The 22,503-nt window shown below is 68.3% G+C and carries 14 protein-coding genes; 11 read left to right on the top strand and 3 right to left on the bottom strand.

Annotated features, from left to right (window positions below):
- Positions 1 to 216 precede the first annotated feature (216 nt).
- Positions 217 to 3,720 carry a chromosome segregation protein SMC gene (gene smc / locus QMX79_RS12690; protein ID WP_282247058.1) on the top strand — a complete coding sequence of 1,168 codons (3,504 nt, stop codon included), beginning with the start codon at positions 217 to 219 and terminating at the stop codon, positions 3,718 to 3,720.
- Between the two features lie 43 nt (positions 3,721 to 3,763).
- Positions 3,764 to 4,498, top strand: a complete 735-nt coding sequence (gene zipA, locus QMX79_RS12695; protein ID WP_282247059.1) for a cell division protein ZipA — start codon at positions 3,764 to 3,766, stop codon at positions 4,496 to 4,498.
- Positions 4,499 to 4,537: 39 nt separating this feature from the next.
- Here the strand turns inward: zipA and QMX79_RS12700 are convergent, their stop codons facing one another.
- Positions 4,538 to 5,659, bottom strand: coding sequence for a pyridoxal phosphate-dependent aminotransferase (locus QMX79_RS12700; protein WP_282247060.1), 1,122 nt, complete (start codon positions 5,657 to 5,659; stop codon positions 4,538 to 4,540).
- A gap of 178 nt (positions 5,660 to 5,837) precedes the next feature.
- Between QMX79_RS12700 and ligA the strand changes: the two genes are divergently transcribed.
- From ligA to QMX79_RS12735, 7 genes are all read left to right on the top strand, one after another.
- Positions 5,838 to 8,300 (top strand): NAD-dependent DNA ligase LigA, encoded by a 2,463-nt coding sequence (gene ligA, locus QMX79_RS12705; protein ID WP_282247061.1) that lies wholly within the window; start codon positions 5,838 to 5,840, stop codon positions 8,298 to 8,300.
- Positions 8,301 to 8,317: 17 nt separating this feature from the next.
- Complete coding sequence (locus QMX79_RS12710) at positions 8,318 to 8,803, top strand: GNAT family N-acetyltransferase (RefSeq protein WP_282247062.1); 486 nt, start codon at positions 8,318 to 8,320, stop codon at positions 8,801 to 8,803.
- Complete coding sequence (epmA, locus tag QMX79_RS12715) at positions 8,800 to 9,744, top strand: EF-P lysine aminoacylase EpmA (RefSeq protein ID WP_282247063.1); 945 nt, start codon at positions 8,800 to 8,802, stop codon at positions 9,742 to 9,744. The genes QMX79_RS12710 and epmA overlap by 4 nt, the downstream gene beginning before the upstream one ends.
- 156 nt (positions 9,745 to 9,900) lie before the next feature.
- A complete protein-coding gene (locus QMX79_RS12720; protein ID WP_282247071.1) occupies positions 9,901 to 10,602 on the top strand; it encodes a DUF3011 domain-containing protein in 702 nt (233 codons plus the stop codon).
- 20 nt (positions 10,603 to 10,622) lie between these two features.
- The gene (mtnA, locus tag QMX79_RS12725) at positions 10,623 to 11,684 is read left to right on the top strand and encodes an S-methyl-5-thioribose-1-phosphate isomerase (RefSeq protein WP_282247064.1); all 1,062 of its coding nucleotides are present in this window, start codon (positions 10,623 to 10,625) and stop codon (positions 11,682 to 11,684) included.
- A gap of 214 nt (positions 11,685 to 11,898) precedes the next feature.
- Positions 11,899 to 14,613 carry a DNA gyrase subunit A gene (gyrA, locus tag QMX79_RS12730; protein WP_282247065.1) on the top strand — a complete coding sequence of 905 codons (2,715 nt, stop codon included), beginning with the start codon at positions 11,899 to 11,901 and terminating at the stop codon, positions 14,611 to 14,613.
- Positions 14,614 to 14,774: 161 nt separating this feature from the next.
- Positions 14,775 to 17,315 carry a membrane-bound PQQ-dependent dehydrogenase, glucose/quinate/shikimate family gene (locus QMX79_RS12735; protein WP_282247066.1) on the top strand — a complete coding sequence of 847 codons (2,541 nt, stop codon included), beginning with the start codon at positions 14,775 to 14,777 and terminating at the stop codon, positions 17,313 to 17,315.
- Here the strand turns inward: QMX79_RS12735 and QMX79_RS12740 are convergent, their stop codons facing one another.
- Both QMX79_RS12740 and QMX79_RS12745 read right to left on the bottom strand, forming a co-directional pair.
- Positions 17,316 to 17,705: a DUF3037 domain-containing protein gene (locus QMX79_RS12740; protein WP_282247067.1), complete on the bottom strand. Its 390-nt coding sequence runs from the start codon at positions 17,703 to 17,705 to the stop codon at positions 17,316 to 17,318.
- A complete protein-coding gene (locus QMX79_RS12745; protein ID WP_282247068.1) occupies positions 17,683 to 18,459 on the bottom strand; it encodes a HipA family kinase in 777 nt (258 codons plus the stop codon). The genes QMX79_RS12740 and QMX79_RS12745 overlap by 23 nt, the downstream gene beginning before the upstream one ends.
- 169 nt (positions 18,460 to 18,628) lie before the next feature.
- Here QMX79_RS12745 and QMX79_RS12750 point away from each other — a divergent pair, with 169 nt between their 5' ends.
- On the top strand, positions 18,629 to 21,085 hold the full coding sequence (locus tag QMX79_RS12750; protein WP_282247069.1) for a prolyl oligopeptidase family serine peptidase: 2,457 nt from the start codon (positions 18,629 to 18,631) through the stop codon (positions 21,083 to 21,085).
- A gap of 97 nt (positions 21,086 to 21,182) precedes the next feature.
- A partial coding sequence (locus QMX79_RS12755) for a patatin-like phospholipase family protein (protein WP_282247070.1) occupies positions 21,183 to 22,503 on the top strand: 1,321 nt, incomplete at its 3' end.

Genomic DNA, 22,503 nt, shown 5'->3' on the forward strand with positions numbered 1-22,503 from the left:
GTTGGCGGGACCGTAGAGCGCCATGGATGGCGCGAACGAGCCTACACGGACGTACTTGCGGCGTGTCCCGACAACCCACCCACCCCGACCCGCTGACCGACAGCCTCCGAGCCCAAGGCTTTGGCTTTGGCTTTGGCCCCAAAAGCCCCAACCGCCCGCAAAACACCCGCGCCGTTATACTCGGCCCATCGCGACTGTCCTAAAGCCAACCACGCCATGCGTCTGTCCACGATCAAGTTGTCCGGCTTCAAGTCCTTCGTAGACCCGACCACCCTGCATCTGCCCACCAACATGACCGGCGTGGTCGGGCCCAATGGCTGTGGCAAGTCCAACATCATCGATGCCGTGCGCTGGGTCATGGGCGAGAGCTCGGCCAGCCGCCTGCGTGGCGATTCGCTGACCGACGTGATCTTCTCCGGCTCGTCCGCGCGCAAGCCCGTGTCGCAGGCGACCGTCGAACTGATTTTCGACAATACCGACCACACCATCAGCGGCGAGTACGCCTCGTTCAACGAAATCTCGGTCAAGCGCACCGTCAGCCGCGACGGCAGCAGCAACTACTACCTCAACGGCACCAAGTGCCGCCGCCGCGACATCACCGACCTGTTCCTCGGCACCGGCCTGGGCCCGCGCAGCTACTCCATCATCGAACAGGGCATGATCAGCCAGATCATCGAAGCCCGCCCCGAAGACCTGCGCGTGTACCTCGAAGAAGCTGCTGGCATCTCCAAGTACAAGGAACGCCGCAAGGAAACCGAGACCCGCATCCGCCACACCCGCGAGAACCTCGACCGCCTGGGTGACCTGCGCGAGGAAATCGGCAAGCAGCTCGAACACCTCAAGCGCCAGGCCCGCCAGGCCGAGCAGTACCAGGGCCTGCAGGAAGAACGCCGGGTCAAGGATGCCGAGTGGAAGGCGCTCGAATTCCGCAACCTCGATACCCGCCTTGGGGGCCTGCGCGAAGCGCTGTCCCAGGAAGAAACCCGCCTGCAGCAGTTCATCGCCGAACAGCGCGACGCCGAAGCCCGCATCGAAACCAGCCGCGTGCGCCGCGAAGAGGCCGCCGATGCCCTGAGCACCGCCCAGGCCGAGGTCTACCAGGTCGGCAGCACCCTGGCCCGGCTGGAACAGCAGATCCAGCACCAGCGCGAAATGTCCCAGCGCCTGCACAAGGCCCGCGACGAAACCCAGCAGGCGCTGGCCGAGCTGGGCCAGCACATCAGCGGCGACGAAGCCCGGTTGATGGTGCTGCGTGAAGCCGTTGAGCTGGCCGAGCCGCAGCTGGAACAGCTGCAGGAAGAAAACGAGATCAAGCAGGAATCCCTGCGCGACGCCGAGGCCAAGCTGGCCGACTGGCAGGCGCGCTGGGAAGCGCATACCCGCACCACCTCCGAAGCCTCGCGCGCCGGCGAAGTCGAGCGCACCCGCGTCGACTACCTCGACCGCCAGGTGCTCGAAGCCGATCGTCGCCGCGAAGCCCTCACGGGCGAGCGCACCGGGCTGGACCTGGACGCGCTGGCCGAAGTGTTCGAAGAACTGCAGCTCCAGCACGAAACCCAGAAGGCCTCGCTGGACGGCCTGACCGAGCAGGTGGAAGCCCGCAAGGAAGCCGTGGCCGGGCTGCAGGACCGCCAGCGCACCGGGCAGACCGAGCTGGCCGAGATCCGCAAGCAGGCCCAGGCCGCGCGCGGCCGCCTGTCCTCGCTGGAAACCCTGCAGCAGGCCGCGCTCGGCCAGGAGCAGGGCGCAGCCGTGGCCTGGCTCAAGCAGCACGGGCTGGATTCGGGCGCGCGCGTGGGCGAACGGCTCACGGTGGAAAGCGGCTGGGAAAACGCCGTGGAAAGCGCGCTGGGGCAGCTGATCGAGGGCGTGCTGGTGGACGCCCCGGAACAGCTGGTCGGCGCGCTGGCCGAGCTGGGTGACGGGCGCATCGCGCTGGTCTCGGCCGACCAGGGCCCGCTGCAGGTCGCCCCAACCTCGCTGGCGGCCAAGGTAGAGGGCCCCACCGCGATCCGCCGGCTGCTGGCCCGCCTGCACGCCGCCGAGGACCTGGAACAGGCGCGGGCGCTGCAGGCCTCGCTGGGCGAGGGCGATTCGGTGATCACCCGCGGCGGCGAACGCCTGGGCGAGGGCTGGGTGCGCGTGTCGCGCTCCGGCGCGGCCAAGCAGGGCGCGCTGCTGCGCGAACGCGAAATCGTCAGCCTGCGCGAACAGATCGATACCCTGCAGGAACGCGAAGCCGAACTGGAAAACCGGCTGGCCGGATTCCGTGACCAGCTGCTGGCCGGCGAACAGCAGCGCGAAGACGCCCAGCGCCAGCTGTACGTGGCCCACCGCAGCGTGTCCGAACTCGGTGGCCAGCTGCAGAGCCAGCAGGGCAAGGTCGAGGCCGCCCGCACCCGCATCGACCGTATCGAAGGCGAGCTCTCGCAGCTGCTGGAGACCCTGGACGCCAGCCGCGAACAGGTGCGCGAAGCACGTGCGCGCCTGGATGAAGCGGTCAACAGTATGGGCGACCTGGAATCGGTCCGGCATGCGCTGGAGAGCGAACGCCGCCAGCTCGGCGAAGCCCGTGACCGCGCCCGCGAAGCCGCGCGCAGCGTGCGCGAGAGTTCGCATTCGCTGGCCCTGACCCTCGAATCGCAGCGTACCCAGGTGGCTTCGCTGAGCCAGGCCCTGGAGCGCATGAGCACCCAGCGTGGCCAGCTCGATTCGCGCCTGGGCGAACTGCATTCGCAGCTCGACGACGGCGATTCGCCGGTGCTGAGCCTGGAAGCCGAACACCAGAACGCCCTGGGCGAGCGCGTACGCGCCGACCGCGTGCTGGGCGAAGCGCGCACGTTGCTGGAAGGCATCGATGCCGAACTGCGCACCTTCGAACAGACCCGCCACCAGCGTGACGAGCAGGCCCTGGCCCAGCGCGAGCGCATTTCCCAGCGCAAGCTCGACCAGCAGGCGCTGGTGCTCAGCGCAGAACAGCTCACCGCCTCGGTCGAGAAGGCCGGGTTCGTGCTGCAGGATGTGATCAACACCCTGCCCGAAGATGCCCGCATCAGCGACTGGGAACAGACCGTGCACCAGATCGACGGCCGCATGCGCCGGCTGGAGCCGGTCAACCTGGCCGCCATCCAGGAATACGGCGAGGCCTCGCAGCGCTCGGAGTACCTGGATGCGCAGAACACCGACCTGACCACCGCGCTGGAAACCCTGGAAGACGCCATCCGCAAGATCGACCGCGAAACCCGCGGCCGCTTCAAGGACACCTTCGACCGCGTCAACGCCGGCGTCCAGCAGCTGTACCCGCGCCTGTTCGGCGGCGGCCATGCCTACCTGGAACTGACGGGTGAAGACCTTCTCGACACGGGTGTGACCATCATGGCGCGCCCGCCTGGCAAGCGGGTGTCCAGCATCTCGCTGCTGTCCGGCGGCGAGAAGGCGATGACCGCGGTGGCGCTGGTGTTTGCGATCTTCCAGCTCAACCCCGCGCCGTTCTGCCTGCTGGACGAAGTGGACGCGCCATTGGATGAAGCCAACGTGGGCCGCCTGGCCAACATGGTCAAGGAAATGAGCGAGAAGGTGCAGTTCCTGTTCGTGAGCCATAACAAGGCCACGATGGAGGCAGCGCACCAGCTCTCGGGCGTGACCATGCGCGAGCCGGGCGTCAGCCGCCTGGTCAGCGTGGACCTGGAAGAGGCGGCACGATTGGCGGGCGCGGCCTGACGTGCCATGCTTACCTGAACGTATTTAGCCGGAGACCCCTCGAATGTCCGACATGGCAATGCTCCGCATCGGCATCCTGGCCGCCGGCCTGCTGCTGATTGCTGCGATCTTCCTGTTTGGCCGGCCGCGGAAAAAATCGCAGGGCCGCCGCGTGGAAGGTGCCGAAGGTGCCGCAGGCCAGCGCCGTGAGCCGCTGCTGGGCGAACAGGAAGCAGGGGCCGCTGGCGCCGGCTTCACCGACGAGAACGGCGTGACCCAGGCCGAACTGGGCCTGCCCGAGGTGGATGCCAGCCCGGCCAGCGACCTGGGCAAGCGCGCCACCCAGGATTTCGACAAGATCGTCTCGCTGTTCGTGGCGGCCCGCGCCGGTGAGGTGCTGCGCGGCGAAGACATCGTGGTGGCCGCGGAAAAGACCGGCCTGGTGTTCGGCCACATGAACGTCTTCCACCGGCTGGTGGAAGGCCACCCCGAGCGCGGCCCGATCTTCTCCATGGCCAGCATCATGAAGCCGGGCAGCTTCGACATGGCCACCATCCGCGAGATGGAAACACCGGCCATCGCGTTCTTCCTGACCCTGCCGGCGCCGATGACCGCGCTGGATGCCTGGGAAAAGATGCTGCCGACCGTGGAGCGCATGGCCGAGCTGCTCGATGCCGTCGTGCTTGACGACAGCAAGGCCAGCCTGGGCCGCCAGCGCATCGCGCACATCCGCGACGAGCTGCGCGCTTACGACCGCCAGCACCAGGCGCCGCCACTGACCAAAGCTCCGCGCTGGTAACCGGCGCGGGGAAACGTTGCGGCCAACCCAACCGTTACGTCATCCGTTCGATGCCACCGCTGCCGCGAATGCCTCGCGGAACGCCGCCATTTCCGCTTCGGTTCCCACGCTGACGCGGACCACCTGCGGCCAGATCGGCCAGCTGCGGCCGATCACCACGCCACGCTCGGCCATCGCCTTGGTGAACGCCGCGCCATCGCGCTGCACATCGACCATGAAGCAGTTCGCCTCCGTCGGCAGGCAGCGGAAACCGCGCTTTTCCAACCACTGCACCGTGGCCTGGCGCACCCGGGTGTTCTGCTCGCGCCGCTGTTCCACCAGCCCCGGCTCACGCAGGCTCGCCAACCCTGCCGCCAGCGCCGTCACCGGCAGCGGGTTGTCGCCCAGGCTGGCCAGCTCGCGCAGCCGGTCCGGATGCGCGGCGGCCACGCCCAGGCGCAGCCCGGCCATGCCGTACAGCTTGGAGAACGTGCGCAGCACGATCACGTCATCGCGCTGCATCACCTGCGCGATCACCGAGCGCTGCGCGCTGAACTGCAGGTAGGCCTCGTCCACCAGCAGGCGGGTCTGCGCCGGCTTGTTGGCCAGCAGCCAGGCAATGTCGTCGGCAGGCGTGATCGAGCCGGTGGGATTGTTGGGATTGCACAGGTACAGCAACCCGGCGTTGACCCGCGTGGCCGCATCGACCATCGCGCGCACATCGTGCGCACCGTCGGCGCGCAGCGGCACCTTCTCCACCGTGGCCCCGCGCGCGGCCGCCAGGTCCCCCAGGCTTTCGAACGTCGGGTCGGCCACCACCAGCCCGGCGGTGGGCGAGGTCCAGACCACGGCGGCACGGTTCAAGGGTTCGCTGGAGCCGGGGAACAGCCGCACGCGGTCCGCAGCCAGGCCTTCCTGCTGCGCGAACGCATCGCGCAGCTCGCCGGCCAGTGCGAACAGGTAGCGCCCGCTGTCGGCCACGATGTCGCGGGCGGCGGCCTGCGCGGCAGCGGAAGGGCCGTACGGACTTTCGTTGAAGTTGAGCAGCACCGGGCCGGCACCGGCCGCACGGGCGGGCAGGGCGGGGCTGGCGGTCGCCGGCCCCAGGCCGATACCGGACAGGGCCAGGCCGGTACCGGCCAGCTGCAGGAAGGAACGGCGGGACGAGACGGTCGATGACATCGCGGGAACACCGAAGGCGGGACAATGCCGGCACGCTAGCGCCACGCGGCGGGGCAGGCAAGGCATGGCGTCGATTCTGCGGCGCGTACCCGTGGGTCACCTGCTTCGAGCGCGCGCTCGGGTGGCCGTGTTGGGCCGCAGCGCCTAAAATTCACAGCCCTTCCAGGATGCCTGTCGCATGAGTCCCAGCCCCGCCCAACGTGCCGAGATCCTGCGCCGCCAGATCGACGAGGCCGGCAAGGCTTACTACGACCGCGATGAGCAGCTGATTCCCGACGCCGAGTACGACCGCCTGGTGCGCGAGCTGGAAGCGCTGGAACAGGCCCACCCGGAGCTGGTGAATGCCGATTCGCCGACCCAGCGGGTGGGGGGCAAGGCGGCCTCGCGCTTTGCCGAGGTGCGCCACGCGGTGCCGATGCTGTCGCTGGGCAACGCCTTCAGCGATGAGGAAGTGCAGGATTTCGTGCGCCGCATCGCCGAGCGCCTGCGTCGCGATGTCGTGCGTTTTTCCGCCGAACCCAAGCTCGACGGCCTGGCCATCAGCCTGCGTTACGAAGACGGCCGGTTCGTGCAGGGCGCCACCCGTGGCGACGGCACCACCGGCGAGGACGTCAGCGCCAACCTGCGCCAGATCAAGGTGATCCCGCACACGCTGCAGGGCAGTGGCTGGCCGCAGGTGCTGGAAGTGCGCGGCGAGGTCTACATGGCCCGCGCCGATTTCGAGGCCTACAACGCCGATGCGCGCCTGCACGAAGGCAAGGTGCTGGCCAACCCGCGCAATGCCGCCGCCGGTTCGCTGCGCCAGCTCGACCCGAAGATGAGCGCGCGGCGCAAGCTGAGCTTCTACGCCTACGGCATCGGCGACGTGCAGGACGGTGAACTGCCGCCGACCCATTCGGCCACGCTGGCCCAGCTCAAGGAGTGGGGCTTCCCGGTCAGCGAGCTGTGCCAGGTGGTGGAAGGCAGCGAGGGCCTGCTGGCCTATTACCGTGACATCGGCGAACGCCGCGACGGACTGGCCTTCGACATCGATGGCGTGGTCTACAAGCTCGACGACCGTGCCGGCCAGGAGGTGATGGGCTTCGTGTCGCGCGCCCCGCGCTGGGCCATCGCGCACAAGTTCCCGGCGCAGGAGCAGACCACCACGGTGGAAGCGATCGAAATCCAGATCGGGCGTACCGGCGCGGCCACGCCCGTCGCGCGCCTGCATCCGGTCGCGGTGGCCGGTGTGATCGTCTCCAACGCCACCCTGCACAACGCCGACCAGATCGAGCGGCTGGACGTGCGCGTGGGCGACACGGTGATCGTTCGCCGTGCCGGCGATGTGATTCCCGAAGTGGTCAGCGTCATCGCCGACCGCCGCCCGGCGGGCACCTCGCCGTGGCGCATGCCCACCCAGTGCCCGGTATGTGGCTCGGAGATCGTGCGCGAGGAAGGCGCGGCCGCCTGGCGCTGCTCCGGCGAGCTGAGCTGCCCGGCGCAGCGCAAGGAAGCCATCGCGCACTTCGCCTCGCGCCGCGCGATGGATATCGACGGGCTGGGCGGCAAGTACATTGAAACCCTGGTCGATGCCGGGATCGTGCGCGGCGTGGCCGACCTGTACCGGATCACCCGCGACCAGCTGCTGCAGCTGAAGCTGGTGCTGGACGCCGAATCGCCGCAGGCATTGGCCAACCAGATCGGCCTGCACCTGCCGCCCGAAGGCAGTGGCCAGTACCTGCGCGACGTGTTGGCACTGGATGCCACCGACGACAGCTGGCGCGCCCGTGCCCTTGCCCTGGAAGCGACCTTCAGCTGGAACACGAAGAAGATCGCCACCAAGTGGGCCGACAATCTCATCGCCGCGATCGACGCCAGCCGCACCACCACGCTGGAACGGCTGCTGTTCGCGCTGGGCATCGAGCACGTGGGCGAAAGCACCGCCAAGGCGCTGGCCACCTGGTTCGGTGACCTGGAACTGATCCGCCACCTGCCGTGGCCGCTGTTCAAGCGCGTGCCGGATATCGGCGGTGAAGTGGCACGGTCGCTGGGCCACTTCTTCGAACAGCCGGGCAACCAGGAGGCGATCGACGCGTTGCTGCTGGTCGGGCAGGTGCGCATCAGCGACGCCCACCCGCCCAGCGCCAAGCTGCGCGACGGGCTGGACTTCGCGCAGCTGCTGGTCGAGGCCGAAATTCCCGGGATCACCCGCCTGCGCGCGGAAAAACTGGCGGCCATGCTGCCCGATGCCGCCAGCGTGCTGGATGCCGAACCGGTCCAGCTGGTCGCCGCCGGCCTGCCCAATGAGGTGGCGCTGGGCGTGGCCGACTGGCTCGACCGTGAAGGGCATGGGCCGATGCTGCTCAAGGCCGATGCGTACCGGCGCACCTTGCTGGAGCGCGCCCCGGAGGCGACCGGCCAAAGCGAAGGGCCGCTTGAAGGCCAGACCGTGGTGTTGACCGGCACGCTTTCCCAGATGACCCGCGACGAGGCCAAGGAGCGCCTGGAAGCGCTTGGCGCCAAGGTCGCCGGCAGCGTCTCGAAAAAGACCTCGTTCGTCGTCGCCGGCACCGAGGCAGGCTCCAAACTCACCAAGGCCACCGAACTGGGCATCGATGTCTGGGACGAAGACCGCCTCGTCGCGTTCCTGGCGGCCAACTGAAAACGGATTGAATCCCCATGCAGACCTCCCCCCTCGACTTCCGCCTCGCCACCGTCGCCGACACCGAACTGGTCGTCGGCCTGATGCGCGAGTTCTACGCCGAAGACCACCTGGACTTCGACGAAGCGCGCGTGCGCCGCGCGCTGGCCGCACTGCTGGAAGATCCGCGCAACGGCGAAGTGCTGCTGTGGCTGTCCGAAACCGGTGAAGTGGTGGGCCACGCCGCGCTGGCCATGGGCTTCAGCCTGGAGCAGGGCGGTCACTTCGCGCTGCTGGACGAGCTGTACCTCAGCCATGCCGCACGCGGCCGCGGCCGCGGCAAGCAGGCGCTGGCCATCCTGGAACAGCGCGCCAACGCGCGCGGGGTGGAGCGCATGCGGCTGGAGGTGAACCACCACAACGAACTGGCGCGCCGGTTGTACCTGGCCACCGGCTATGTCGATGACACCCGCAGCCTGCTCACCCTGCAGCTGGCCGACCGCCTGCGGGACGCACGCGCGTGATCGCCGCGCTGCGCCAGCGTGCGGCGTTGAACGCGCTGATCCGCGCGTTCTTTGCCGAACGCGACGTGCTGGAAGTGGAAACGCCGATCCTCTCGGAGGCCGGCAACACCGAACCCAACATCGACAGTTTCCACACCCGTTTCAGCGGCCATGTCGACGCGGGCAGCGCGCAGCGGTGGCTGCGCACCTCGCCGGAGTACCCGCTCAAGCGGTTGCTCGCCGCGGGCGTGGGCGACTGCTACGAACTGGGCCGGGTGTTCCGCAATGGCGAAGCGGGGGGGCGCCACAACCCCGAGTTCACCATGCTCGAGTGGTACCGGGTCGGCTGGGACCACCACCGCCTGATCGACGAAACGGTGACACTGGTGCGCGCGGCGTTGGCGCAGGTCGGGCGCGAAGCGACGCTGAAGGTGCTCGACTATCGCAGTCTGTACCAGGCCCATGTGGGGCTGGATCCGTTCGAGGCCAGCCTGGAACAGCTGCAGGCACCGCTGGCCGGGGTTCGCATCGACGCCGACGGCCTGACCCGTGATGACTGGCTGGACCTGCTGATGACCCACTGCATCCAGCCGCATTTCGGTGATGACCAGATGACGGTGGTGCACGACTGGCCGGCCAGCCAGGCTGCCTTGGCGCGGGTGCGGCCGGGCGCGCCGCCGCTGGCCGAACGCTTCGAGCTGTACCTGGGCGCGGTCGAGCTGGCCAACGGCTATCACGAACTGAACGATGCCGATGAACAGCGCGCCCGCTTCGTGCGTGACCACGCGGTGCGGCAGGCACGCGGCGCCATGCTGCCGCCGCTGGACGAGCGCCTGCTCGACGCATTGCCCGCGCTGCCCGATTGCGCCGGCGTGGCGGTTGGCGTGGATCGCCTGTTGATGGCAATGAACCGCACCGCCCGGATTGCCGATGTGCTGGCGTTCGATTTCGCCCACGCCTGATTGCAGTGAAGTCGCCATGAAAGTGCCTTGCGCGGGTCGCGTGATGATGCTCTGATCACACCCGATGTCGGATGGTGGCGACGTAATCGTTCAGTGGCGGCGGGTATGGAGTTGATGAATCGGGTGGAAGCTGCTGCACCAACGCCGTCTGCGTCGATGTGGCGCCTGCCGGCGTTGGGGCTGGTGCTGTTTGCTTCCTGCCTGCCGCTGTCCGCGTGGGCCGAGACGGGCTATGCCGGGCAGGTGGTGCGCTGCCAGTCGCGCGACATGGAGTGGGTGCATTGCGACATGCCGGTCGCCAACGGCGTCGACCTCATCCGCCAACTGTCCGACAACAGCTGCGTGCGCGGCTCGGAGTGGGGCACCGATCGCACGGGCGTGTGGGTCACGCTCGGCTGCCGGGCCGAATTCCGCAGCCGTGGCGCGCCCGGTGCCAGCACCGGTGGCGAACGCAAGGTGCGCCGGGTGCTGCGCTGCGAATCCAATGGCCGCCCGCAGAGCTGCCCGGTGATCCTGCAGGGCGCGCCGGTGCGGCTGCTGCGCCAGCTGTCGGCGATGCCCTGCCGGGAAGGGCACAGCTGGGGCGTCAAACGCAACGAGGTGTGGGTCACCCGGGGCTGCCAGGGCGATTTCGAGGTGGGTGCCGCCGACGGCAGTGGCTTCCTCGATGTGCCACGCGCCCTGGTCTGCGAATCCAAGTCGCGCCAGCGTCGCTTCTGCGGGGCCGGCATCAGCAAGAGCGCCACCCTGTCCAAGCAACTGTCCGGCAGCCCCTGCGAGGAAGGCCGCGACTGGGGCTGGGACGCCCGTGGGGTGTGGGTCGACAACGGCTGCCGCGCCGAATTCCATGTGAATTGAGCGCCCGTTACAATGACGGGATGAACGCATCCCCCGACATCGATTACGCCCGCTACGACCACATCCGTCCGATCCTGTGGACCGGTGATTCCCTGCAGCTGCTCGACCAGCGCAAGCTGCCGTTCGTGGTGGAACACGTGGAGTGCCGTGACAGCGACGCGGTGGCCGAGGCCATCCACGCGCTGACCGTGCGCGGCGCGCCGGCCATCGGCATTGCCGCCGCCTGGGGCGTGGTGCTGGCGGCGCAGCAGGTGCAGGCCGACGATGGTGCGCAGGCGCTGGCCAAGCTGGAACCGGCGCTGCAGCGCCTGAACGCTTCACGCCCAACCGCGGTCAACCTGGCCTGGGCGCTGGCACGCATGCGCCGCGCCGTGGCGCCGGCCGGTGCCGACTGGGCGCAGGTGCTGGCCCGCGAAGCACAGTCCATCGCCGAGGAAGACCTGGCCGCCAACCGCCACATGGGCGCGCTGGGCGCCGGCCTGATCGACGCCGGCAGCGGCGTGCTGACCCACTGCAACACCGGCTCGCTGGCCACCGCCGGTTTCGGTACCGCGCTGGGCGTGATCCGCGCGGGCATGGCCCAGCACCGCATCGGCCGGGTGTTCGCCGGCGAGACCCGGCCGTGGCTGCAGGGCGCGCGCCTGACCGTGTGGGAGCTGCAGCAGGACGGCATCGACGCCACCCTGATCGCCGATTCGGCCGCTTCGCACCTTATGAAGACCGGGGCGGTGCAGTGGGTGATCGTCGGCGCGGACCGCATCTGCGCCAACGGCGATACCGCCAACAAGATCGGCACCTACCAGCTGGCCATCGCCGCCCGCCACCACGGGGTGAAGTTCATGGTGGTGGCGCCGTCGTCCACGGTGGACATGGACACCGCCGACGGCGACCAGATCGAGATCGAGCAGCGCGACCCGGGCGAGCTGTACGGCGTGGGCGGTATCCGCACCGTGGCCGAGGGCATTGCCGCCTGGAATCCGGTGTTCGACGTCACCCCGGGCGAGCTGATCGACGCCATCGTGACCGAGAAGGGCGTGATCCTGAACCCGACGGTCGCCAACATGAAGGCTGCCTTCGGTTGATCCACCCGGGGCAGGTACCGACCGTTGGTCGGTACGCCGCCGGCGTGTGCCTAACTACCCCGTAAGTATCTGATTCTCGCCGGTAAAAGCCCTGTAAAAACGGGATATCAGGCCCCCGTTGTGGTAGACTCCGTCAGTTAATCGAGATTCCGACGCCGCCGCCCCGCAAGGGCCGGCGCGACGGACTGGACCGCTACCAGACAACGGAACCCGAATGGCAGAAAACGCCAAGGAAATCATCCAGGTCAACCTGGAAGACGAGATGCGCAAGAGCTACCTCGATTACGCCATGAGCGTGATCGTGGGGCGCGCCCTCCCGGATGCGCGCGATGGCCTCAAGCCGGTGCATCGCCGCGTGCTGTACGCGATGAACGAGCTGAACGCGCACAGCAACAAGCCTTACTACAAGTCGGCGCGTATCGTCGGTGACGTCATCGGCAAGTACCACCCGCATGGCGACCAGTCGGTGTACGACACCCTGGTGCGCATGGCGCAGCCGTTCTCGCTGCGCTACATGCTGGTCGATGGCCAGGGTAACTTCGGTTCTGTCGACGGCGACTCCGCCGCGGCGATGCGTTACACCGAAGCCCGCATGTCGCGGCTCACCCATGAGCTGATGGCGGACATCGACAAGGAAACCGTCGATTTCCAGCCCAACTACGACGAAAAGGAACTGGAGCCGACGGTCATGCCGACCCGGTTCCCGAACCTGCTGGTCAACGGTTCGGCCGGTATCGCGGTGGGCATGGCGACCAACATCCCGCCGCACAACCTGACCGAGGCGATCAACGCCTGCATCGCGCTGATCGAGAACCCCGAGATCGACGTTGACGGCCTGATGGAATACATCCCGGGCCCGGATTTCCCCACCGCCGGCATCATCAACGGTACCGCCGGCATCGTCGCCGGCTACCGCACCGGTCGTGGCCGGGTGCGCATCCGCGCCAAGGCCGATATCGAAGTGGCCGACAACGGCCGCGAATCGATCATCGTCACCGAGATCCCGTACCAGGTGAACAAGGCCCGGTTGATCGAGAAGATCGCCGAGCTGGTCAAGGAAAAGAAGCTCGAAGGCATCAGCGAGCTGCGCGATGAGTCCGACAAGGACGGCATGCGCATCTACATCGAGATCAAGCGCGGCGAGTCGGCGGAAGTTGTGTTGAACAACCTCTACCAGCAGACCCAGATGGAATCGGTGTTCGGCATCAACATGGTGGCGCTGGTCGATGGCCGCCCGCAGTTGATGAACCTCAAGCAGATGCTCGAGGCCTTCGTGCGCCACCGCCGCGAAGTGGTCACCCGCCGCACCGTGTTCGAGCTGCGCAAGGCGCGCGCCCGTGCCCACGTGCTGGAAGGCCTGACCGTCGCGCTGGCCAACATCGACGAGATGATCGAACTGATCAAGACCTCGCCCAATCCCAATGAAGCCCGCGAGCGCATGCTCGCGCGCCTGTGGGAGCCGGGCCTGGTCGGTTCGATGCTGGGTGCGGCCGGCGCGGAAACCTCGCGTCCGGAAGACCTGCCCAAGGGCGTAGGCCTGATCGAGGGCGGCTACCAGCTGACCGAGATCCAGGCGACCCAGATTCTGGAAATGCGCCTGCATCGCCTGACCGGGCTGGAGCAGGACCGCCTGACCGAAGAGTACAAGCTGCTGCTGGAAACCATCGCCGGGTTGATCCATATCCTGGAAGATCCGGACCGCCTGCTGCAGGTCATCCGCGAAGAGCTGGTCAACGTGCGCACCGAGTTCGGCGACGAACGCCGCACCGAGATCCGCCACAGCGAAGAAGACCTGGACATCCTGGACCTGATCGCGCCGGAAGACGTGGTGGTCACCGTGTCGCATGCCGGCTACGTCAAGCGCCAGCCGGTCAGCGCCTACCGCGCCCAGCGTCGTGGTGGCCGTGGCCGCAGCGCGGCGTCGACCAAGGAAGAGGATTTCATAGAACAGCTGTGGCTGGTCAACACGCATGACACGCTGCTGACCTTCACCAGCTCGGGCAAGGTGTTCTGGCTGCCGGTGCACCAGCTGCCCGAAGCCGGTTCGAATGCGCGCGGGCGCCCGATCATCAACTGGATTCCGCTCGAATCCGGTGAGCGGGTGCAGGCCGTGCTGCCGGTCCGCGAGTACGCCGAAGGCCAGTTCGTGTTCTTCGCCACCCGCAACGGCACCGTCAAGAAGACCCCGCTCAGCGAATTCGCGTTCCGCCTGGCGCGCGGCAAGATCGCGATCAACCTCGACGAGGGTGATGCGCTGGTCGGCGTTGGCCTGACCGACGGCGACCGCGACATCCTGCTGTTCGCCTCCAACGGCAAGACCGTGCGCTTCGGCGAAGACCGGGTCCGTTCGATGGGCCGTACCGCCACCGGCGTGCGCGGCATCAAGATGGCCAAGGGCGAGGAAGTGGTCAGCCTGATCGTGGCCGAGCGTGCCGGCGGCAGCGAGGACGAGAACGACGACGACGTGCAGGTGGAAGAGACCACGGTCGAGAACGGCGACGCCGTGATCGAGGGTGGCGACGACGACAGCATGCTGTACATCCTGACCGCGACCGAGAACGGCTACGGCAAGCGCACCCCGCTGCCGGATTACCCGCGCAAGGGCCGTGGTACCCAGGGCGTGATCGGCATCCAGACCACCGAGCGCAACGGCAAGCTGGTCAGCGCGGTGCTGATGGGCTCGCGCGACGAGGTCCTGCTGATCTCCGACGGCGGCACCCTGGTGCGTACCCGCGGCTCGGAAATCTCGCGCGTGGGCCGCAACACCCAGGGCGTGACCCTGATCCGCCTGTCCAAGGACGAGAAGCTGCAGGCGGTGGAGCGGATGGATGCGTCCATCGACGATGTGGAAGACGAAGTCGATTCGGCGGCAGCGCCGGTCGAGGTCGCCCCCGCAGCGGTCGCAGGCGACGACAGCCCGCAGGGTTGATCGACATCGCAAGGTAGAACGGACAACGCCGGCCCAGTGCCGGCGTTGTTCGTTCCGGGGCGCGCAAAGAACGCACGGCATTCACACCCACGCTGGCATAAGCGGAGAAACCGGCCAGCGGGGAGGCCGGTACAGGGTTCTGCCGTCCCGGGGAGATACCGATGTCCGCTGCACCGTCGTCCGACTCGATCGTGGAGGCGCCCGCGCGCCATCCACTCATCACCGTGCTCGCCATCCTGCTGCTGCTGCTCGGTCTGGTGCTGGGTGGCCTGGGCATCTGGCTGGTGCAGCTCGGTGGCTCCTGGTACTACGCGCTGGCCGGACTGGGCCTGCTGGTATCGAGCGTACTGCTGTGGGGCAACCGGCGCAGCGGCGCGTGGGTCTACCTGCTGCTGTTTGTCGGCACCTTCGGCTGGACGTGGTGGGAATCGGGCAGTGACTACTGGCGCTGGGTGCCCCGCCTGGGCGTGATCACCGCGCTGGGCTTCCTGCTCGCGCTGCTGCTGCCGACCCTGCGCACGCCGGTGCCGCGGCGCGTCTCCCGCACCCTGGCCGGGGTGCTGGGCCTGGTGTTCGCGGTGGCATTCACCCTGGCCTTCGTCCCGCACGGGGCAGTGGCGGGTGCGCAGGCGTTCCCGGTCGATGCCGCCGGTACCGGGCTCGCCCCGACCCGTGACGCCAGCCCGCAGCCGGCCGACCAGCCCGCCCCGGGCGACTGGACCGCCTGGGGCCGCAGCAGTGCTGGCCTGCGCTATTCACCGCTGCAGCAGATCACCCCGGCCAACGTCGGCGAGCTCGAACTGGCCTGGCAGTTCCGCACCGGCGACCTGCCGAAGAAGCGCTGGGGCGCCGAGACCACCCCGCTCAAGGTCGGCGACAGCCTGTACCTGTGCACCGCGCGCAACCAGCTCATCGCACTGGACGCGGCCACCGGCAAGGAACGCTGGCGCTTCAATCCGAAGGTGAAGGACGCTTCCATTCCCTACACGGCCGCGTGCCGCGGGGTGGCCTACTACGAAGTGCCCGGCGTGCCGCAGGTGGACCCGGTGCTGGCCGACGTCGCCGCCGACCTGGCGCTGCCCGAACCGCCGCCCAGCCTGGGCACCCGGCCGCTGGCGCCGGGCAACCGCGCGCTGTGCGCGGCGCGCATCATCGAAGGCACGCTGGACGGGCGCCTGATCGCCGTCGACGCCGCCACCGGCCGGCCGTGCCCGGGCTTCGGCAACAACGGCCAGGTCGACATCACCCTGGGCATGGGCGAGGTGCCACCGGGCTATGTGTCCATCACCTCGCCGCCGGCGATCGTGCGCGGGGTGATCGTCACCGGCCACCAGGTGCTGGACGGGCAGCGCCGCGATGCCCCATCCGGGGTCATCCAGGCGTACGACGCACAGACCGGCAAGCTGCGCTGGGCATGGGACATGGACGCACCCGACCGCAGCGGGCTGCCGCCGCAGGGCCAGACCTACACGCGCGGCACGCCCAACATGTGGACCACCGCCACCGGCGATGAGCAGCTGGGGTTGGTGTACCTGCCGATGGGCAACTCGGCGGGCGACTACTGGAGCGGTTCGCGCACCGAAAACCAGAACCGCTATGCCACGTCGCTGGTGGCGCTGGATGTGGCCACCGGCAAACCGGTGTGGAACTTCCAGGCGGTGCGCAAGGATGTCTGGGATTACGACCTGGGCTCGCAGGCCACGCTGATCGATTACCCGACCGCCGCCGGCAAGGTGCCGGCGATCCTGCTGCCGACCAAGCAGGGCGACCTGTACGTGCTGGACCGGCGCACCGGTGAACTGCTGACGCCGGCGGAAGAGCGCGCGGTGCCCGGTGGCGGGGTCGAACCCGAACAGCGTGCGCCGACCCAGCGGTTCTCGCTGTACCACACGCTGCGCAAGCCCGACCTGACCGAGCGCGACATGTGGGGCATCACCCCGATCGACCAGCTGGTGTGCCGCATCCAGTTCCGCAAGGCCAGTTACCAGGGCTTCTACACGCCGCCCACGTCAGACCGCCATTCCATCGAATACCCGGGCTACAACGGCGGCTCGGACTGGGGCAGCGTCGCGGTGGATCCGCGCCACGGCGTGATCGTGGCCAATTACAACGACATGCCCAACTACAACCGGCTGGTGCCGCGCGCCGAAGCGGACCGCAAGGGCTGGGTGCCGCGCGAGCAGGTGCGTGCCGACCGCGGCGGTGCCGAAGGGGCAGGGGACCCGCAGACCGGTACCCCGTACGCCATCGATGTCAACGCCGGCTGGCGCCTGCCGTTCACCAAGCTGCTGTGCAAGCAGCCGCCGTATGGGGGCATCCGCGCCATCGACCTGCGCACGGGCCAGCTGCTCTGGGACCGCCCGTTCGGCAGCGCGCGCGGCAACGGCCCGTTCGGCATCCGCTCCGGCCTGCCGATCGAGATCGGCACCCCGAACAACGGCGGCTCAGCGGTCACCGCCAGCGGCCTGATCTTCATCGCCGCGGCCACCGACGACCTGCTGCGCGCCATCGACCTGAAGACCGGCAAGGAGCTGTGGCACGCCAAGCTGCCGGCCGGTGGCCAGGCCAACCCGATGGTCTACGAATACGACGGCCGCCAATACGTGGTGATCATGGCGGGCGGCCACCATTTCATGGAAACCCCGGCCGGCGATTACGTGATGGCGTATGCGTTGCCGAAACCCCCGGCAACGCCCCGCTGATCACACCGCCCGCACCATCTTCCGCATCAGGTGTTCCACCACGCCGTCGGGATCGGCGGTGCGGCCTACATGCGTGCTCGACATCTGCACCACCGAACTGCGCTTGGCGGTGAGGAAATGGAAGCGCGCGCGCGCCGGCAGCTGCGCGATGGGGCCTGCGCTGGCATCGCCCCTGCAGATCGCCACGATCGCATCCAGCCACGGCTGCAGCGCTTCAAGGTCCAGCGACGGCGCGAACGCCTGCATCCGCGCCGGGTCGATCTCGATTGCCGCCTGCAGGTGCCGGGCACCCGGGCAGGACACGATCACCCCGACGTTGATGAACTCTTCGCGTTCCACCCGCGGTACCACGCGGATGACCGCATAGTCATACGTGTGCAGCGTGGGCACGGATGGCCTCCTGTACGAACGCGGCGCGTGCCTGCAGGCGGCGCTTGAGGTAATCGACATATGCCTGGCGGTATGCCGCCGGGCTGTCGAACGCGGGTTCGTCCACCAGCCAGCTGTCCGGCACCAGCGCGACGATGCGTTCGATCTCGGCATCCGGCAACCGCGCCGCCAGTTCGGCGTCCACCTCGGCAATCGTCGAGGCGAACGGCAACAGCACCTGGTCGCGGATCAGCACGAACGGCTTTTCGCAGGCTTCGCCCGCAGTGGCCCAATCGTGGTGGAAATACATCGCCGCACCGTGGTCGATCAGGTACAGCCTGCGGTGCCACACCATCAGGTTCGGGTTGCGCGCGGTGCGGTCCACATTGCTGGTGAAGGCATCGAACCACACGATCCGCGAGGCGAGGTCGGCATCCACCGGCATCGCCGCCACGTCGTAGTTGAGCGCACCGGGCAGGTAATCGCTGCCCAGGTTCAGGCCCTCGCTGGCGCGGATCAGCTCCTGGATTTCCGGATCCGGCTCGGTGCGCGCGAACTCGCGGTCAAGCTCGACGAACACGATCTCCGGAATCGGCAGGCCCAGCGTGCGTGCGATCTCGCCGGCAACCAGCTCGGCGATCAGCGCCTTCGGGCCCTGGCCGGCGCCACGGAACTTGAGCACGACCATGCCATCGTCGTCGGTCTCGACCACGGCGGGCAGCGAACCGCCCTCGCGGAGCGGGGTGATGTAACGGAGCGCGTGGACGGTACGCAAGGGGCATCCAGTGATGGAACGAACCGCGCCACTTTACCGCATTGGCCAACGCAGCCCGAACGCACATCCAGTGCTTTCGGCCCATTCCCGCCGCAGGTCCCGGTGCTAGATTCAGGGGCATGCCGGCGACATGTGCGCCGCCGGGACCCACACCTCCAAGGGGATCTGGATGCTCATCCGTCGTACCTGTCTTGCCACGGCCGTTGCCATGGCCGCGCTCAGCCTGGCCGCACCGGCCTTCGCCGATTACGCCAAGCCACCGGAGCAGCTGCTCAAGGTGCTCAAGGCGCCGCCACCGCCGCAGCCCAGCCTGGACCCGAGCGGGCAGCGGCTGCTGCTGACCACGCTGCAGACCTATCCGTCGATCGAGCGCGTTGCCCAGCCGTATCTCAAGCTGGCCGGCGTGCGGCTGGAACCGAAGAACCGCAGCCGCCACGATACCCAGGGCGGCTACGGCATTCCGGCCTGTGTCGCCGATTTCTCGCTGGTGGATGTCGGCACCGCCCGCACCACCAAGGTCGCGTTGCCGAAGGGCTGTGCCGGGATGGCGCAGTGGTCGGCCGATGGCAGCCACTTCGCGTTCCAGAACGCAGTAGATACCTCGGTGCAGCTGTGGGTCGGTGATGCGCAGACCGGCCAGGTCAGGCAGATCCCGGGTGTGCAGCTCAATCCCATCTTCGGTTACACCGTGCAGTGGCTGGGCGGTGCCCAGCAGCTGCTGGTCAAGACCGTGCCGGCCAACCAGGGTCCGGCCCCGGGCAGCGGCAACGGCGCCGGTGGCCCGGACGTGCAGGAATCACTCGGCAGCAGCGGCGAGAGCAGCACCTACGAAGCCCGCGATACCCTGACCAGCGCGCATGACGAAGCCCTGTTCGCGTACTACGGTGTCTCGCAGCTGGCGGTGGTGGACGCCGCCGCCGGCAGCGTGCGCGCCATCGGCGCGCCGGCGCTGTACAACGAAGTCAATGCCGCGCCCGATGGCGTGCATGTGCTCACCGAAACCCTCAAGGCGCCGTTCTCGCATGCGGTGACCTACCAGCGTTTCGCCAATGACGTGGCGGTGGTCGACCTGGGCACGGGCCGCAGCACGCCCATCGCCAGCCTGCCGCTGGCCGACCGCGTGCCGGTGCACGGCGTGCCCGAAGGCCCGCGCGATTTCGACTGGCGCTCCACCGAGCCGGCCACGCTGGTCTATGCCGAAGCGCTGGACAAGGGCGACTGGAAAGTGACCGTGCCGCACCGCGACCGCGTGCTGGCGCTGAAGGCACCGTTCTCCGCCAAACCGCAGGAGATCGCGCGGACCGCGCAGCGCTTCGAAGGCATTGCCTGGAGCGCGGATCCGGCGGTGTCGTTCCTGTTCGAAAACGATGAGAACCGCCATTGGCGGCAGACGCGCATCGTCGATGTCGACCAGCCCCAAAAAGAGGGCCGCCTGCTCTGGGACCTGTCCAGCGACGAGCTGTACGCCGACCCGGGCAACCTGGTGTTCAAGCGCCTGCCCAACGGCGCGCCGGTGGTGCGCCAGGACGGCAGCTTCGTGTTCCTGCGCGGGCAGGGCAGTTCGCCGCAGGGCGACCGTCCGTTCCTGGACCGCTTGGACCTGGGCACGCTCAAGACCGAACGCCTGTTCCGCAGTGACGCCGACGCCTATGAGCAGGTGTTGGGCCTGACCGCCACCCCGGGCCGCTACCTGACCTGGCACCAGTCGGTGATGGACCCGCCGAATGCGTTCGTGCGCCAGCAGGGCGAGCGCGCTGCCAGCGCAAAGGACGGCGAGGCGCAGTACGCCTCCACCGCCAGCGCGCTGACCACGCTCACCGACCCGACCCCGGAAGTGCGCCAGATCAAGAAGCGCCTCGTCACCTACAAGCGTGCCGACGGCGTGGACCTGTCGTTCACCCTGTACACCCCGCCGGGCTACCAGGAAGGCCAGCGGGTGCCGGCGATCCTGTACGCGTATCCGGCCGACTTCGCCAATGCGGCGCAGGCCGGGCAGGTCTCCGGTTCTCAGCAGACCTTCACCCGCCTGGCGCCGTACCGGCTGATGCTGCTGGCCGGCTACGCGATCATCGACAACGCCGCGTTCCCGATCGTGGGTGATCCGAAGAACGCCTACGACACCTACCTGGAGCAGCTCGAAGCCGATGCCAAGGCAGCGGTCGACAAGGCGGTGGACCTGGGCGTGGTGGACCGCAACCGGATCGGCGTCACCGGGCACAGCCATGGCGGGCTGATGACCGCCAACCTGATCGCGCACACCAACCTGTTCAAGGCGGGCGTCGCCACCAGCGGTTCGTACAACAAGACCTTCACTCCGTTCGGCTTCCAGAACGAGCGGCGTTCGGTGTGGCAGGCGCAGGATGTGTACCTGAAGGCCTCGCCGTTCTTCTATGCGGACAAGATCAAGCTGCCGCTGCTGCTGGTCCACGGCGAGGACGATGCCAACCCGGGTACCGAGCCGTTCCAGTCGCGCAAGCTGTACCAGGCGATCCGCGGCAACGGCGGGATCACCCGGCTGGTGATGCTGCCCAACGAACCGCACTGGTACACCGCGCTGGAATCCAACGAGCAGCTCGTCTCGGAAATGCTCAACTGGTTCGACACGTACGTCAAAAACGCAAAGTAGAGCCACGCCCTGCGTGGCTGCACGTCGATCTGGACGTGCGTCAGTGGGACAGGCACAGTGCGGGCATCGGCCACACTGTGCCGCCAGGACCGCTGCCATGCAGGATGACCCCCGTCCGTCGCACAGGAAGGTGCGCCTGCTCCGCGTGTTGGTATCCCTTGCTGCGCTCCTGCTGCCACTGGCCGCCGGGGCGCAGCAGGCAACCCCCGACATGCACGCCGGCACGCCCCCCGACCGCCCGCGCACCTGCCTGGTGCTCGGCGGTGGCGGCGCGCGCGGCGCGGCGCATATCGGCGTGCTCAAGGTGCTGGAGCGCGAGCGGGTGCCGGTGGACTGCATTGTCGGCACCTCGATGGGGGCGGTGGTCGGCGGGCTGTATGCCTCCGGCTATTCGGCCGATGAAATCGAAACCGTGCTCGACCGCATCGACTGGGCCGAAGTACTGCGCGACAAACCACCGCGCAACGAACGCAGCATGCGCCGCAAGGAAGACGACCTGCGCCTGCTCGGCGGGGTCGAAGTCGGCCTGAGCAACGGCAAGATCGCGTTCCCGCGCGGCCTGATCCAGGGCCAGAAACTGGAAATGCTGTTGCGCCGGCTGCTGCTGCCGACCTGGCAGGTGCGCGATTTCGACCAGCTGCCCATCCCGTTCCGCGCGGTGGCCACCGATATCGTCACCGGCGACAAGGTGGTGTTCGGCCAGGGCGACATGGCGCTGGCGATCCGCGCCAGCATGTCGGTCCCCGGCGTGTTCGCACCGGTGCGTTACCAGGACCACCTGCTGGTGGATGGTGGCGTGGTCGACAACCTGCCGATCGACGAAGCGCGCCGGCTCGGGGCACAGCGCCTGATCGTGGTGCGGGTGGGCACGCCGTTGATGAGCGAAGAACGCCTGGATTCGCCGCTGGCGATCAGCCACCAGATGGCCGGCGTGCTGATGAAGCGCGTGGTCGATGCGCAGCTGGCCACGCTGGGCGCGCAGGACCTGCTGATCACGCCGCCCCTGGGCGACATGGGCAGCCAGGACTTCAACCACTCGCCGGCGGCGGTGGCCGTGGGCGAGCAGGCCGCGCAAACCGAAGTGGCGGGCATCCAGCGCTATCAGGTTGATCCCGCGCAGTACGCGATCTTCCAGCAGCAGCACCGGCCGCCGGCCTATGAAACGCCGATCGTGGCGTTCATCGACGTGCTGCGCGAGGACACGCGCACCCCGCGCTTCATCGAACAGCGCCTGCAGCCGCAGCTGGGCCAGCCGCTGCAACCGGAACGGATCGAACGCCAGGTTGCGTTGACTTACGGCGAAGGCCGTTACGAGCAGGTGCAATGGCGGCTGGACCAGCGCGATGACCAGTTCGGTCTGGTCATCGCGCCGCAGGACAAACGCTGGGGCCCGGATTTCCTGCATTTCGCGCTGCGCC

The organism is Stenotrophomonas sp. PS02300, from assembly GCF_029959395.1.
GTDB lineage: Bacteria > Pseudomonadota > Gammaproteobacteria > Xanthomonadales > Xanthomonadaceae > Stenotrophomonas > Stenotrophomonas maltophilia_AD.

Coding starts and splice junctions, on each gene's coding strand:
- smc (WP_282247058.1), top strand. CDS start 217: ATGCGTCTGTCCACGATCAAGTTGTCCGGCTTCAAGTCCTTCGTAGAC.
- zipA (WP_282247059.1), top strand. CDS start 3,764: ATGTCCGACATGGCAATGCTCCGCATCGGCATCCTGGCCGCCGGCCTG.
- QMX79_RS12700 (WP_282247060.1), bottom strand. CDS start 5,659: ATGTCATCGACCGTCTCGTCCCGCCGTTCCTTCCTGCAGCTGGCCGGT.
- ligA (WP_282247061.1), top strand. CDS start 5,838: ATGAGTCCCAGCCCCGCCCAACGTGCCGAGATCCTGCGCCGCCAGATC.
- QMX79_RS12710 (WP_282247062.1), top strand. CDS start 8,318: ATGCAGACCTCCCCCCTCGACTTCCGCCTCGCCACCGTCGCCGACACC.
- QMX79_RS12720 (WP_282247071.1), top strand. CDS start 9,901: ATGTGGCGCCTGCCGGCGTTGGGGCTGGTGCTGTTTGCTTCCTGCCTG.
- mtnA (WP_282247064.1), top strand. CDS start 10,623: ATGAACGCATCCCCCGACATCGATTACGCCCGCTACGACCACATCCGT.
- gyrA (WP_282247065.1), top strand. CDS start 11,899: ATGGCAGAAAACGCCAAGGAAATCATCCAGGTCAACCTGGAAGACGAG.
- QMX79_RS12735 (WP_282247066.1), top strand. CDS start 14,775: ATGTCCGCTGCACCGTCGTCCGACTCGATCGTGGAGGCGCCCGCGCGC.
- QMX79_RS12750 (WP_282247069.1), top strand. CDS start 18,629: ATGCTCATCCGTCGTACCTGTCTTGCCACGGCCGTTGCCATGGCCGCG.